The sequence below is a fragment of the Austwickia sp. TVS 96-490-7B genome, assembly GCF_019331795.1.
Lineage (GTDB): Bacteria > Actinomycetota > Actinomycetes > Actinomycetales > Dermatophilaceae > Austwickia.
Genome location: NZ_JAHPZL010000003.1, coordinates 231,235 through 245,611, shown reverse-complemented (window position 1 = coordinate 245,611; position 14,377 = coordinate 231,235). Strand labels below are relative to the sequence as shown.

The window sequence follows — 14,377 nt, the reverse complement described above, 5'->3', positions numbered from 1 at the left end:
CTGCCATGAGCACTGCCTTTGCCGAGCCCCAGTCGGCGCAGCCCGCCCAGGGCGGCCAGGGCCGCCTCTCCCGCATCATCGGCCCGGTGGTGGACGTGGAATTCCCCGCGGACGCTATGCCGGATATGTACAACCTGCTGACCGTGGAGGTCGAGCTGTCGGGGCAGCGTAAGAAGCTGAACCTCGAAGTCGCCCAACACATCGGCGACAACATGGTGCGTGCGATCTCTTTGCAGCCCACTGATGGTTTGGTCCGCGGTGCCGTCGTCCAGGACACGGGCGGTCCGATCTCGGTGCCGGTGGGAGATGTCACCCTCGGCAAAGTTTTCAATGCCACGGGTGAATGCTTGAACCTGGAGGGCGACGGACCTCTGGAAGTCACCGAGCGGTGGGGGATCCACCGGTCAGCACCGGCGTTCGACCAGCTGGAGTCCAAGACTCAGATGTTCGAGACGGGCATTAAGGTCATCGACCTGCTCACGCCGTACGTGCAGGGTGGAAAGATCGGCCTGTTTGGTGGTGCCGGCGTTGGTAAGACCGTCCTCATCCAGGAGATGATCGCCCGCGTCGCTCGGGACCACGGTGGTGTGTCGGTGTTCGCCGGTGTCGGCGAGCGCACCCGTGAGGGCAACGACCTCATCGTTGAAATGGGCGAAGCCGGAGTGATCGGCCAGACCGCGTTGGTGTTCGGCCAGATGGATGAGCCGCCGGGCACCCGTCTGCGCATCGCCCTGTCTGCTCTGACGATGGCTGAATACTTCCGCGACGTCCAGAAGCAGGACGTGCTCTTGTTCATCGACAACATCTTCCGGTTTACCCAGGCCGGTTCTGAGGTGTCCACCCTGCTGGGCCGGATGCCGTCTGCGGTGGGCTATCAGCCAACGCTGGCCGATGAAATGGGTGTGCTGCAGGAGCGAATCACGTCCACGCGCGGTCACTCGATCACCTCGATGCAGGCGATCTATGTGCCCGCGGACGACTACACCGACCCGGCTCCGGCGACCACATTCGCCCACCTGGATGCGACCACCGAGCTTTCTCGTGAAATCGCTTCGCTCGGTATCTACCCCGCGGTGGATCCGCTGACCTCCACCAGCCGCATCCTTGACCCGCGATATGTCACCGCGGATCACTACAACACTGCGGTCCGGGTTCGCCAGATCCTGCAGCGCAACAAGGAACTCCAGGACATCATCGCGATCCTCGGTATCGACGAGCTCTCCGAAGAAGACAAGATCCTCGTCAACCGGGCGCGGCGTATCCAGCGCTTCCTGTCGCAAAACACGTACGTCGCCAAGCAGTTCACCGGCATCGAAGGCTCGACGGTGCCCTTGGTTGACACCATCGAGGCGTTTACCAAGATCGCGGACGGCGACTACGACACGGTGCCTGAGCAGGCCTTCTTCATGTGTGGTGGCCTTGATGATGTGGAGCGCCAGGCCCGAGAGATCGAAAAGAACAGCTGACCTCACGGTTTGAGCTCACGGAGGGTGGTCCCCAAGGTGGGGCCACCCTCCGTTGCTCTGCACCCTCGCACCCTGTCCTCGTCCACAGCACGGGCGCCGCGGCAGCGTATCCGCAGGCTCCAGGCCACCGCTCCCCGGCGCTGCTACCGGCCGACTCGGCGGGCTGCGCCGTGATGCGCCACCTGTCCGGGACGAACGTCGCGACGTCGTATCGGCCGGGAAGGATCAGCAACCGGCCGATCTGGCAGCTCCCAATGGTGCGGAGACATGTCAGTCGGGGGAAGAGAGACCGTGACATCCGGCACCAGCGCATCAGCGTTGACCTGTTCAGTTTCGCTGGGATGGCCTTTGCCGGTGGTAGGTGCCCTGTCCTGCCAGACACGGTAGAGGAAGAGCGGGTTGCCTACCAGGTAGCGACGCCACATCCGCTGAGGTTCCTGCCCGAGACGCCACACCCACTCCATGCCGATCTCACGAACCCACAAGGGTGCTCGGGGTATCCGTCCTGAGTAGAAATCAAACAATCCCCCCACGCCCATGGCCACTCGCACCTGCAACGATGGAAGGACTCGCGCCAGCCAGAGTTCTTGCCGTGGCGCACCCATGGCGACGAGCAAGATCTCGGCGCCTGACGCGTTGATCTCCTCGATGACCTGAGGTTCTTCCTCCGGTGCGAAATAGCCTGACCGGGTGCCAGCGATGAGGAGCTCGGGGAACCTGCGGCGCATTTCCTCGGCTGCCTGCGCAGCGACACCGGGTCGAGCGCCCAATAAGTAGAGCGAGATGCCCTCAGCTACTGCACGACGGCAGAGCCGAGGAAACAGGTCGGTGCCGTTGACATTTTCTTGGACCGTGAAGCCGTGGATCTGCGATGCGATCTTGATGCCGATCCCGTCGGGAAGGATCAGATCGCTGCCGTCCAAGACGTCTCGATACTGCTGATCTTCGACAGCTGTGTTGAGGCAGGCCGGGTTGACGAAGCAGATCAGACGGGCTGTCGTGGCCGTGCGGACCTGTTCTTGGATCCAGTCCAACGCCTGCGACATCGTGAAATTGGAGATGTGAACGCCGAGGAGACTGAATTCGCCGGGACGCTCTTGCTGTGGATCGGTGCTGACACCGTGCACCAGGAGCGAACGCAACACGATGCCTAGATTTTTCTTGGTCAACAGGTGCTGCTCTTGCACGTGTTCCTGATCTAGGTGGTGCTCCGGGTCGTAGGCAATACCGGTAGCGGCCCGCAGCCGATGCAGCGAGAACATCCCAGGGGTGACTTTCAGCCGCCATCGTTCCCTGGAGGAGAGTCTGCCGATTTCGTCGCTCGTCAGCGGACGTGGCCCGACGAATCTGAGGTGGCCGCAGCAGACAGCGACCAGATGGGGGAGACGGGAGCAGAGACCGCCGTCGGCGAAGGTGCGCACTGTGAAGGGGGCACCGCTTCGGCCGAAGAGGTCCTCGCTCTCGAAGACTTGGCCAGTGCTGAGGTAGGCGATGACGGCGCGTACCAAGAGCACAGGGAAGAGAAGAGCCAGAGTGAGTCCTGCAACCGCTCGGTCCAAGGGAGGCTCGCTTTCAGCGGTGACGTGGATAGGGTGACCGCGAGGAGAACCGGTTGTGGTGACATGGCAGGAAGGGATATGCCAGTGTCATAGTGTGGTGAACGGGCTGGAAAAAATATGTTGACAAGAGGTTAATCAATCACCGATTCCCCTCTGCGTAGGGGTGACTGGTGTGGTGAGCCAGGTGTTATTAAGTCGGTCGTGTGTCTTTTTCTCCATTCCTTGTTTCCTCGACCCGCAGAGGGTGCATTCGCCATTTTTTCATCTGGCGCAGCATTGCGTGCTGGAACCGGTCGAATTTTTTTGCTGGGCACTCTTGTGGGGCTATTGGTGTGACGGAAAGGTGGGGGTGTGGTTAATGAGTTCTTTGGGATTCCCTGGGGCGTCCGATAGCCGGAACTCCCACATAGGTGTGATGGGGGAGGGTGTCCTTGACCACGACGGCATTGGCGCCGATCCAGGTGCCGTCGGCGACGTTGATCGTCCCGAGGATGTTGGCTCCGGTGCCGATGAAGACGTCGTTGCCGATTCGTGGTGCGGGTAAGGTCCACGACATCCCGATCGTCACCCGGTGGTAAATCACCGCATTGGAGCCGATCACCGCGGTGTTGTGGATGATGACGCCTCGCCCGGCGTGTGGGAATCTGACCCCGGGGCCGCAGACGACCTGCGGGGGGAGCTCGGCACCCATGACCGTGCGCACCCACACCGCATCCATCACTTGGACGGCTCGTCGTACCAGGAACGGGCCGAGCCCGGGACGGCCACAGAAAGCTTGGCCGAGGCGCCAGGTGGTCAGGGTGACTCGTTGGGTGAGGGCAGGACTCTTCGTGAAATCAACTTTGAGCAAAGCCTTGGCTTCAGCCCAGCCAGCGCGCACTGAGGCTGTTTTTTTGCGGCCGAGCGAATCGCGGGTGGCGGGCTCCAAGATCCTGGTCAGCACAGTATCCTCCGAGTCGTTATGGGATCTGATCTTCGCCTCGGAGCCTATCGACGTGATTACCGCTGTGGCTGGCTTGACGCAGGGTCATCTGAATATGGACGAGTGACCTGTTAGTGAGACGTCCAGTGCGTCTAGTGCCGTTTTTCTGGACTTTTGTCCGAGACGCGACGAGCGGGCTTTAGGTGCGGTTCGCCGGACCGATGGGTGGGTGACCGAAACCACCCGACTTTGCCAGGGAAGGCACCCCATGACTGTCCGTTTCCACCGCGCACCGCTGTTCGTTTTGGGCGCCATGACGATGTTGGTCGGCTCCACAGCCGTCCCCTCGGCGTACGCCGCCCATGTCGACCGGCCCAATGTCGCCGAGGAACGTATCGGCACAGTCACTTCGACGGTCACCGCTCCGGACGAGCCGGCGGATGTGCCGCAGGAAGGGACCGGGACCGGGTCCAATGCCTTGGTGCCCTTCTCGCGGAACAGCTTCTTCTACGACGACATCTCCCAAGCCCCACTGGATCCCAACTCGGCGGCGATCACCCGTCGACTGGCTGCTGATGTGAAGAACAACTGGGGTGGGGTGGCCGCTTTCAACGCCCATGCGTGGAATACGACCTTCTACCGGGCAGATGCCCGTACCCCGCGGGTCCGGGTCACCTGGTCGAACTGTTTGAAGTTCAGTTGGACGCCGAAGGGGATCTACGACGGCCAGAAAGTCTTCGTGGATGTTCCGATCCCACGCGATGCGGCTGCTGCGGTGGGGAGCGATGGCACGATGTCGATCTACTCCCCAGCCACTGATCAGTTGTGGGAGTTCTGGCAGATGAAGAAGGGCGCTTCTGGTGCTTGGCAGGCCTGTCAGGGGGGCCGGATCGACAATGTCAGCAAGGCCATGGGTCAGTTCCCCATCGGGTTTGGGGTGAGTGCCTCCGGGCTCTCTGTCGCTGGCGGGACGATCTCTGCGGCTGAGGTCAAAGCGGGCCGGATCGAGCACGCCATGTATTTAGGGGTTATCAATGCTCGGCACTTCTCCGAGGTGAGTTGGCCTGCGGTGCGTTCTGACGGCTACACCAAAGACCCGGCAACCCCGATGGAGGGGCAGCGGTTGCGGTTGGATCCGCGAGTCAACGTCGATCGGTTGCCGTTGTCACCGTTGGCGAAGGCGGTCGCCAAGGCAGCCCAGAAGTACGGTTTTATCGTCTGCGACAAAGGTGGTGCGGTGGCGGTGATCGGTGAGGCCGGTCAGTCATTGAAAGCGACCACCGGTACCGACCCGTGGCCAGCCCTCCTCGGCGGTCCGGACTATTCAGCTATGAAGAACTTCCCATGGGACCGGTTGCAGGTCCTGCCGAAGAGTTACGGCAAACGCTGACTCTTCGGCGCGCCCCTCTCAGCGATCGTTTCGTTCACGCCCTCTCCCCAGTTGATCCCTTCCGGTGTGTTTCCCCTTGTGTACGACGAGCGCTGCTGTAGCGAGCGCTGTCGGGTAGTCCTGGCTGCGCAGCGCAGCCGCGTCTGTGATGTCATGCCGACCCCACTGGCCTGACTCCACAGGTTGTTGCGATGCCATCACCCCACGATGGTGTCGGTTGTCCCTATCCCCACCGTGTCGCCACCCCACGGCGGCATGTCTCCGCGTGCTTCGACGCATCCCCCTCCGTACGGCGTGTCTCTCGGCGTCCCTGCCGCGGATTTGAGCCCAGGAGTGGCCATGTTTTCTCGTCGATCTGTTGTTTTTCCGACCCGCACCCTGAATCGGAGTGATGGTTGGGCCCGTCGATCTGTCCATGCGTGGTGGTGCGTGCCCTTGGCATTGTTGCCCGTGGTCGCCCAGACTGCGCTCCCGGCAGCCGCGTCAGCTCAATCGGTCACTCAGACCCAGGTGATCGCCCGTACTGTGGCGGCTTTCACGGATCAGACTGATCAGGCCGGACACGTGTGGAAGGCCCGTCGTGGCCTCATCGGAGGTACGACGAATTCGTCAACGTTGGTGGGCAAACCGATTGCGGGCACCACTGACGACAACCTTTATCAGGTGTCGTCGTACACCTCTACGGGGTATGCGCTGACTGTTCCTGCCGGGCGGTATCGAGTGCGGTTATTGATGGCCGAGGGGTACTGGTCGGCGCCGGGCAAACGCGTCTTCAATGTCACCGCGGAAGGGCAGACGGTCCTGTCTCAGGTGGATATTTTCGGCGCAGCAGGCAAGGCCACCGCCTACGACCAGACATTTGAGACTGATGTCAACGACGGCACGTTGAATGTGGGTTTTGTCAAGGTATTGGACAATCCGTTGATCGCCGCTGTGGAAGTGTCATCGGTGATCCCGGCTGATCCAACGACCCCACCAGCATTGGGTCATGCGCCAATTCCGCTGGGTCCTACCAGCCCGTTCATCACGCGTATCGAGCAGGCTCCGCTGGACCCGCAGTCCACTGAGATCGCGGCGAATTTGCGTTCTGATGTGGTGAATAACTGGGGTGGCGTGGCTGCGGTCAACACGAACCAGTACAACTCAGCGTTCTATCAGGTCCCAGCTGATCAGCCGCGCGTGGACGTGGACTTCTGGAATTGCCAGAACAAGACGTGGGTGGATCCAGCCCTGTTCCAACCTGGTGGGTTCTTCATGCAGGTTCCCGTACCTTCTGACGCGGTCCCAGCCACCGGAACTGATGGCGAAATGTCGATCTACTCCCCGTCGACTGACCAGTTGTGGGAGTTTTGGCGGATGCGTCGTAACACCAGCACCAACCGGTGGGAGGCTTGCTGGGTCGGTCGGATCGACAACGTCTCGCAGAGCATTGGCGTTCACAAACAGTGGTACGGCGTCAGCGCATCCGGTCTGGCTGTAGCGGCGGGAATGATCTCCCTGGATGAGGTACGTCGTGGCCGTATCGACCACGCCATGTATTTGGGTGCGATGAACATCCGCGCCTACCCGGACATCTCGTGGCCAGCGAACCGCGGTGATGGCAATGTCACTGACGGCACCCCGGTGGTGCGCGAGGGACAACGGTTGCGACTCGACCCGGCGTTGGACCTGTCTACGCTGTCGTTGACCCCGGTGGGTCGGATGATCGCAGAAGCAGCCCAGAAGTATGGCTTCATCGTCTGTGACCGATCCGGAGCTGTCGCGGTCATCACCGAATCTGGTGCTCGGGAGAAGAGCGTCACTGGTGTGGATCCGTGGCCGTCGCTGCTGGGAATGCCGTCATACGAGGTGCTACGAAACTTCCCGTGGGCATCGATCCAGGCCGTGGCAGTCGACTACGGCAAACCGTGACCCCCACCGGGGTGACACCCCTTGCGGTGTCACCCCGGAATCACCCGGTCTAGGAAGGCGGTCATGGCCGGGCCGGTGGTCCTTGGGGTGAACTCAGCCAGGATGCTTCGGCGTCCCGCCTGACCCATCCGGGTCCGAAGGCTCTGATCGGCAGCGAGTTGGGCGATCGCATCGGCCAACTGGTCAGCTCGGCCAGGGCGGACCAAAAGGCCGTTGACCTGGTCGACGACTAGCTCGGGGATGCCGGTGATCCCAGATGCCACCGCTGGCAGCTCCGTGGCCATCGCTTCCATCAACACCACTGGTAAGCCTTCGATGAAGGACGGCAGGACGAAAACGTCAGCCCAGTGATAGTGCGCCGGGAGATCGTCTTGCCCGACGGGCCCGACCAACTCCACCAGCCCCTGCAACCCCGCCTGATCGATCCGATGCTGCAGGTCAGCGCGTTCTTCGCCGTCCCCGATGATCCGCACCTGCACCGCAATCCCGCGGCTCTGCAAGAGGGACACGGCCTCGACGAGGATGGGGAAGCCTTTCAACGGGACGAGTCGTCCCACAGTGATCAGCCGCACTGGCCCGTCGTGGTTGCGGGCCGCAGGCGGCGGAGCAAACCGGTCTGGATCAACGGCCATCCGCACCACCTCGATCTTGTCCCACTGCTCAGGACCGACCAGCCTCATCAGTTGACTGCGGGTGAAATCGCTGATGGCGGCAACCCCCCGCGCCTGGCGCACCTTCGCAGGGATATCCCACTGGTCGACGTACTGGAACTCGGCATACCCGTGCACAGTTAGCGACCACGACCACGACCCTGGACCGTCGATCCGCTCGCCCATCATGGTGGCCAAACGCACGACGTCGGCAGACACATTCGCCATGTGCGCGTGGACATGACGTAACCCTCGTTCGCGCATCCATTGATGCAGCAGCACCGCTTCGGCCAGATAGAACCCTTGCCAGATTTTGGCGCGCACAGTCCGATCCCCAACCCGTGCTGCCTGGCCTGCAGCCCAAGACAGCACATCCGGGTGGTGGGCAGCCATCTCAGCGACGGCTCGAGCCAACACCGCTTTGTCCGCTAACAGCACCGCCGTACTGGACAGTTCGGCGCGCATTGCCGCTGAAATCGCCTGCTGCGGCGGGCACGGTCTGACACTGAAGGTGTCAATCTGCCACCCCTGGTCCCGCAGCGCGGTCACTTCTCGTTCGATGAAGGTGTGCGAAATCGCGGGGTACTGACTGTTCAGGTAGGCGATGCGTCGAATGGCCGGCATCAACGCACCTCGGTCGATACCGCACCTGAGGCATCAACAGCCCCGTTTGGCACCCGAGTCGAGACGTCTCGTTCCCACATGGTGGCCTCAGCGGTCGTACGCCGAGCCCGACGCCGAGCGATGAGCGTCACCGCGACATACACCACAGCATCAGCACATCGGGCCGGTTCGTGACGAAGCAGCGTCGCCAAAGCCCGGACCGTGCCACCAGTTGTCGCCGCGAACGTGACCCCCTCCACATTCGTGGCATAGCTAGCCAGCGTGGGATCCTCTGCGATCTGGGCATTACCTCGAGCCACCCGAGTGCGGACCTTGACCAGACTGGACACGGTGCGCGGCACCAATACCCGGAACGACCCCGCCGTCACCACCCGCTCCTGCGGCGCAAACATCCGTTGGACAAACAAATCGTCCCCCAGATGGTCAGGGAAATCCCCAAACCTGGCCCGCCCGGCACGGGACATCCCATATACCCCGCCACCGATGAGACCCTCGCGGACGTAGGGCAGCCGCGTGAAAACCCGGTAATAGGCCCGCACCGCCGCCGACGATCCTGCCACGTCGAAGAACGGGCGCGGCGTGCCAGCTAGAGGCTCCTCGACATTCAACGCCGTGATCAGGCCTGTCAACGCCTGCTCGTCCACCACCACATCCGCGTCCACATAAATCCGCGGAAAAGCGCTCGCTGTCCGGTCGCCGACAGTCAAAGCCAACGACTTGGACCCGGTCTCGATGTCGACGACCTGGACACCGGGATGACGGCGTGCCCGGTGGGCGGTGTCATCGCTGCAGCCGTTAGCGACCACCACGATCTGCACGTCACAGCCATTGCGGGCGCGATCTACGGCGTCGAGACAGCGGTCGATCACTCCAGCTTCGTTATGGGCGGGGATGATGACGGCAGCGGCGTATTCCTGGGTGGAGGTCACGACATCTCCAGGGATCCAGCGGCTGCCGGGGCGGCGTCACTCAGCGGTGGGGACATCACGGCAGGATCGGGGCGCCGACTGCGCAGCACTCGCGCTGGAACTCCTGCGGCGATGCTGAATGGCGGGATATCCCGGGTGACGACGGCTCCGGCAGCGATCACCGACCCGGTGCCGATCCGTACCCCTGCGGTGACGGTGACATTGGCGCCTAGCCAGACGTCGTCCTCCACTACGACCGGACGGATGTCGTCCAATCCTCCTTGGGAGTTCATCGGTCGGTCTGGGTCGTCGAAACGGTGGTTGGTGCTGATAAAGGTGCAGCCTGGGCCCATCATGACGTCGGTGCCCAGGACGAGCGGACCGAGGATTTCCGCTCGGACCCCAAGGCCGGAGCGGTCACCGATGACGATGCCCTTCCCGGACCCGAAATGGGCGCCACTTTCGACAGTGATGTCGTTTCCGGCTTGGTCCACCATGCGGCGGACCAGTGCGGCACGGATAGTTCGAGAGATCGCACCCCCGGGTGCATAGGTGCGGGGGAGATGCGAAGCGACCAGGTAATAAGCAACGTACGACGAGCTGCGGGTCAAGCGGGACAAGAGGTGGCGGGGCATCCTGACCCTTTCGTCGATGGGTGGGTTTGTTCGGATGTCGGTGGTCGAGTCCCTTGGGGCGGTGCCTGACTCAGCGCACCCAAGGAGGCGTTCCCATTATCGTGAGAGATGAATGGTGTGGGGCTGTTTCCGGGTGGCAGATCGGGGCAGGGCTGCGCAAAACTGTCGGACAATCGTTATGGACGAATGTCTGATTTCGGGTGGTTGCTCGTGACTCCCGGCAGGGTGAGTTTTTATGCAACGATGCGGCGGTGGGGAAATCATGTCGCCGCCACGGCATCAAGGAGCGTCATGACCCGATCCATGCCTGAAAAGAGCAAGGTTGAGCACCCCCCTGAGCCGCCGACTCATCTCGGTCGTGTGCTGCTGCAAGGAGCGAGTTGGCAGCTCTTGGCTCAGCTGGCGCCGTTGATCGTGAACTTGGCGTTAACGCCGTTTGTCATCTCACATCTGGGCTTGGTGGCCTACGGCTTGTTTTTGGTGACTAGCACCCTGACTCAGTTCCTGGCGCAGTTCGACGGGGGCATTAGTCGTAGTGCCTCGCGATACTTTGCGGTGTTTGCGGGGCAAGGAGACAAAGTCGCTACGACCCGTCTCGTCGTGACCCTGATGTGTTGCGTGGCTGTTTTCACCACGTTTGTGATGGGTTTGGCTTTTATTTTTGCTGACCAGCTAGTGGCGTTTTTCCATGCGCCCCCTGATCTGGCAGAGGATACGGTTTTTCTGTTGCGAGTCTTGACAGTGATCGTCGGCCTTGCCCTGGCTAGGAGCCTCTTCTTTTCGGTCCTCAACGCCTACCAGAAATATGCGCTCACCTGCGGCACGATGCTTCTTGGCTATGTGATCTATGCCGTGGGGATGTGGTCAACCCTGACGCACGGGATGGGATTGCGCGGTGTCGCGTACGTCTTCATTGTGCAGCAGGTGTTTGCCACCGTCACCCTGGTCCCCGCCGCGATGCCGATGCTGAGCGCGGACGGTCTGGGCTTCGTTTCCAGACGGGAGCTGGCTGAATTTTTTAGTTTCGCGTGGAAGGTGCAGGTCTCTGGCCTGCTCAACCTGGTGGGCCTTGAAGCGGTCACCTTGATCGTGGCTCGGGTGGCCCCCGCCGATGTCCCCGTTTTCGGCCCGGGCAGCACCTTCGCTCAACAGCTGAGAGTCATTCCGCTGAATGCGATTTCCCCGATTCAGTCGGTCACTGGCAGAGCGATCGGACGTGACGGTGCCGACGCGACGGTGCCGATGTTTTCCCGGGTGCAACGGATCTGGGTGGTGTTGATCTGTGGGTGGGTGGCCGTCGGCGCTCCGGCGGCGTACTTCGGGGTGAACGTGTGGCTTCCTCTTCCCGGTCACACTGCTGGACTGGTCACCGCCACCTTGCTGCTCGCCCACCTTTTCAAGCTGCTGCCGGAGCTGCAAAACCAATGGGCGATGCTGATGCACTGCCCGGAGTTTGAAATGCGAGCGGGTCTCATCACGACCGTGCTCGTGCTGAGTGGATCCTTGCTGTTGGCCCCTCACTACGGCGCGATGGGCGTGGCCTGGGCAACGGTCGTCGCGCAATTCGCCGCGTTCTGTTATCGCATGAGCGTGAACCGCAAACTCCCGGTCCAGGTGCCCTCCCCGCTGTGCAGTATTCCTTGGGTGGCCAGCGTGGTCAGCGCGGTGGGCAGTTTCCTTGCGGTCGGTGCCATGAGCTGGCTGATCGGACAGCACTACCTGCCCCGAGGAGGGCTGGGGATTGTCCTCTGCGGGCTGGCCGCGGCTCCGGTGCTCCTGATCTACCTCTCCGTGACGGTGGGGTTGCGACAAGCCCTGTCCGTGATCCGTGTCAAAGGAGGCCGAGGATGAAGGCTGAACCCACGGTGTCGCCAGCAGTGGGCGCCGCTGATGACGCCGATGCAGTGCAGCGCAGGAGGGCGGCAGCGACCCGCAGGCGCCATCTGATCCTCGCTGGCATCGCCACGCTCGCGCTGATTGGCGCGTCGACGGTGGTCTGGTGGGATCGGCACCATCCTCCAGAGCAGGCTGTCACCCCACCGGAAGCGACGTCAGCGCCGGTTTCCGGGTCGACCGGTGTGCTTCCGAAGGATTTTGGCCCCTATCCCACCTTCGGAGCCCGCTCGGTTTTCACCGCAGACGTGTCCCACGCGCCGACGCATCCCCGATCAGCCGACATCACGGCCCGCCTGGTGAAATCTGTCGAAGAGAACTGGGGTGGGATTGCCCCCTTCAACACCGGGAAGTACGCCGCCGGCTATGCAGTCGCCACCGAGGGCACCCAGCCACACGATGTCACGTTCACCAACTGCCAAAACAAGGGACAAACCCCGTCAGCGCTCTTCAGCGGACCGGCGATTTTTGCCCATGTCCCCATCCCCGCAGACGCGGTCGCCGCAGCAGGTTCAGACCATCACTTGGCGGTCTACGACCCTGCAACAGACCGTCTGTGGGAATTCTGGGTGGCTTCTCGCCGCGACGACGCCACCTGGCAGGCGTGTTGGGGCGGGCTGATCACCAAGGTGTCCTCGGCGTCGGGACAGTTCGAGGCGCCGTACGGGGTGAGTGCGTCAGGTTTAGCAGTCAGCGGGCTGATGGTGACCCTTGAAGATGTCCGGCGCGGGCGCATCGAGCACGCGATGGGGCTGACCGTGATCGAGGCAGCTCTGGGGCACAGTTACCCAGCCAACCGGGATGACGGCTACAGCACCCGCCCCGACGCCATCAAGGAAGGCACCCGACTTCGACTCGACCCCGCCCTTGACGTCGATGCGCTGTCACTGTCACCGATCGGTCACGCGGTCGCCAAAGCCGCCCAACGCTACGGATTCATCGTCACCGACAAAGGAGGCGCGGTGGCGGTCATCGCCGAATCCGGAGACCGATGGGCCAAACGGACCGGAACGAACCCGTGGCCGACCCTTCGCGGCTCCACCGCGCAATCCTCTGAACTCAAAGGCTTCCCGTGGGATCGCATCCAAGTCATCCAGGAAGACTGGGGTCGGCCTCCCCGTCAGTGATCGACTGGTCGTCTCGGGGCGACACGGCCCAACTCGCCGTAGGGACACCAGCGATCAACCACGCCAGGAAGTTGGGGAAAGGCACCGCCATCGGGTTCGCCATCCCCGTGACCACCCACGCGGTGAACACGGCGAGCGCCAAGATCCGCCATGCCGCCAGGTCGCCGTGTAGCCGCAAAAACACCACCCGTCCCGGCCCCCACGCCCAAATGCACAGCAGCACCGCCGCCGCAGGGACACCCAACTCCACCGCGCGAGCTAGAAGCACGTTGTGGATCTCGACGACCACGTTGTTCATCGGATAGGCATCGGACAACCGGAACCACTCGGAGCCGTAGGGGAAGAACCGCTGCCAGCCGATCCCCGTCCATGGCAGGTCTTGCAGCAACGACAGCGCCGCATCGTTGGAGCCCAGACGGTCGTTGACCGCCCCCACCTCCCCCCATCTGCTCGCAAATCGCTCAGTCAATTCCGGCAGCGCGACCGAGACCGCCACCGCACCAGCGGCAAGAGCCCCAGCCACCACCGGAATCGCAGTGCGCAACCTCGGAGCGAGCAGAGCGCCCACCAGCAACCCCGCGCCGGCACCAAACCACGTCGCCCGGGTCAACGACAACGCGGTGCTAGCAGTCCCCGTGACCACCGTCACCATCGCAGCCACCCGCCACCACAGATGCGGTCGGCGTACCAACAACGTCACCGCAGCAAAAGCACAGATCGTGCAGGACAAACCCATCGCATCCGCAGCGAGGAACGGGCCGCGTGCCCGACCGTACATCGTCCCCACCGATGGGTCAGCCACGTACGGCGGAAAGGCCCACGCCGGAGCCAACATCTCCACTATCCCCTCAATCCCAAGATAGACGCCGATGAGGGTGACCGTTTTGAGCAGCAGATCCCGACGGCCCGGAGTGTCAAAAAATAACGGCGCGACCACAAACAACACCAGCGGCATCGTCATTCGATCGGACAGCGCAAAGAGACTCACATTGTCCATGAGATTGCCGTGCCACGCCATTGAACCCACAGTCCATAAGACCAGTACAACCATCAATGTATGGACGCCGCTCCATCGAAGTCGAGGTCGATTTGCATCCAGAAAAAGCAGCAAAATTGCCACCGGAAACAGCAGTCGGTCTGGGCTGATGGGAAGATGCAAATATTGACTGTTCTTATTGACCAGCAAAGCGACGACCGCCGCCAGAAAACACCACAGATGCACCGGAACTGGCGGCTCATCCCGGCCGCGAGGCATCTCAACCCCCTGCTCCACCGGGGCAGTAGTCACGGCA

The 14,377-nt window shown here is 62.4% G+C and carries 12 protein-coding genes; 5 read left to right on the top strand and 7 right to left on the bottom strand.

Features of this window, described 5'->3' with window-relative positions:
* Positions 1–5: 5 nt before the first annotated feature.
* Entirely contained in the window at positions 6–1,466 is a 1,461-nt protein-coding gene (atpD, locus tag KEM60_RS03710; RefSeq protein WP_219106157.1) for a F0F1 ATP synthase subunit beta, read from the top strand.
* 143 nt (positions 1,467–1,609) lie between these two features.
* Here the strand turns inward: atpD and KEM60_RS03705 are convergent, their stop codons facing one another.
* Together KEM60_RS03705 and KEM60_RS03700 are read right to left on the bottom strand one after the other, a co-directional pair.
* Positions 1,610–3,025: a WecB/TagA/CpsF family glycosyltransferase gene (locus KEM60_RS03705; RefSeq protein ID WP_219106156.1), complete on the bottom strand. Its 1,416-nt coding sequence runs from the start codon at positions 3,023–3,025 to the stop codon at positions 1,610–1,612.
* Between the two features lie 355 nt (positions 3,026–3,380).
* On the bottom strand, positions 3,381–3,968 hold the full coding sequence (locus KEM60_RS03700; protein ID WP_219106155.1) for a serine O-acetyltransferase: 588 nt from the start codon (positions 3,966–3,968) through the stop codon (positions 3,381–3,383).
* Between the two features lie 247 nt (positions 3,969–4,215).
* Here KEM60_RS03700 and KEM60_RS03695 point away from each other — a divergent pair, with 247 nt between their 5' ends.
* On the top strand, positions 4,216–5,337 hold the full coding sequence (locus tag KEM60_RS03695; RefSeq protein ID WP_219106154.1) for a hypothetical protein: 1,122 nt from the start codon (positions 4,216–4,218) through the stop codon (positions 5,335–5,337).
* Positions 5,338–5,534: 197 nt separating this feature from the next.
* On the opposite strand, the gene KEM60_RS03690 is transcribed toward KEM60_RS03695, so the two are convergent.
* Positions 5,535–5,678, bottom strand: a complete 144-nt coding sequence (locus tag KEM60_RS03690; RefSeq protein WP_219106153.1) for a hypothetical protein — start codon at positions 5,676–5,678, stop codon at positions 5,535–5,537.
* On the opposite strand from KEM60_RS03690, the gene KEM60_RS03685 reads away from it, so the two are divergent.
* Positions 5,677–7,248 carry a malectin domain-containing carbohydrate-binding protein gene (locus KEM60_RS03685; protein WP_219106152.1) on the top strand — a complete coding sequence of 524 codons (1,572 nt, stop codon included), beginning with the start codon at positions 5,677–5,679 and terminating at the stop codon, positions 7,246–7,248. The genes KEM60_RS03690 and KEM60_RS03685 overlap by 2 nt on opposite strands.
* 29 nt (positions 7,249–7,277) lie before the next feature.
* Here KEM60_RS03685 and KEM60_RS03680 read toward each other — a convergent pair whose 3' ends face one another.
* Genes KEM60_RS03680 through KEM60_RS03670 form a run of 3 tightly spaced genes read right to left on the bottom strand, consistent with a single transcriptional unit; the run spans position 7,278 to position 10,065 of the window.
* Positions 7,278–8,522 (bottom strand): glycosyltransferase family 4 protein, encoded by a 1,245-nt coding sequence (locus tag KEM60_RS03680; RefSeq protein WP_219106151.1) that lies wholly within the window; start codon positions 8,520–8,522, stop codon positions 7,278–7,280.
* Positions 8,522–9,451 carry a glycosyltransferase family 2 protein gene (locus KEM60_RS03675; protein ID WP_219106150.1) on the bottom strand — a complete coding sequence of 310 codons (930 nt, stop codon included), beginning with the start codon at positions 9,449–9,451 and terminating at the stop codon, positions 8,522–8,524. The genes KEM60_RS03680 and KEM60_RS03675 overlap by 1 nt, the downstream gene beginning before the upstream one ends.
* The gene (locus KEM60_RS03670) at positions 9,448–10,065 is read right to left on the bottom strand and encodes a DapH/DapD/GlmU-related protein (RefSeq protein ID WP_219106149.1); all 618 of its coding nucleotides are present in this window, start codon (positions 10,063–10,065) and stop codon (positions 9,448–9,450) included. The genes KEM60_RS03675 and KEM60_RS03670 overlap by 4 nt, the downstream gene beginning before the upstream one ends.
* 291 nt (positions 10,066–10,356) lie before the next feature.
* Here KEM60_RS03670 and KEM60_RS03665 point away from each other — a divergent pair, with 291 nt between their 5' ends.
* Complete coding sequence (locus KEM60_RS03665) at positions 10,357–11,916, top strand: lipopolysaccharide biosynthesis protein (RefSeq protein ID WP_219106148.1); 1,560 nt, start codon at positions 10,357–10,359, stop codon at positions 11,914–11,916.
* A complete protein-coding gene (locus KEM60_RS03660) occupies positions 11,913–13,085 on the top strand; it encodes a hypothetical protein (RefSeq protein ID WP_219106147.1) in 1,173 nt (390 codons plus the stop codon). Before KEM60_RS03665 ends, KEM60_RS03660 begins: the two co-directional genes overlap by 4 nt.
* Here KEM60_RS03660 and KEM60_RS03655 read toward each other — a convergent pair.
* Positions 13,048–14,373, bottom strand: coding sequence for an O-antigen ligase (locus tag KEM60_RS03655; protein WP_219106146.1), 1,326 nt, complete (start codon positions 14,371–14,373; stop codon positions 13,048–13,050). The genes KEM60_RS03660 and KEM60_RS03655 overlap by 38 nt on opposite strands.
* Positions 14,374–14,377: the final 4 nt, after the last annotated feature.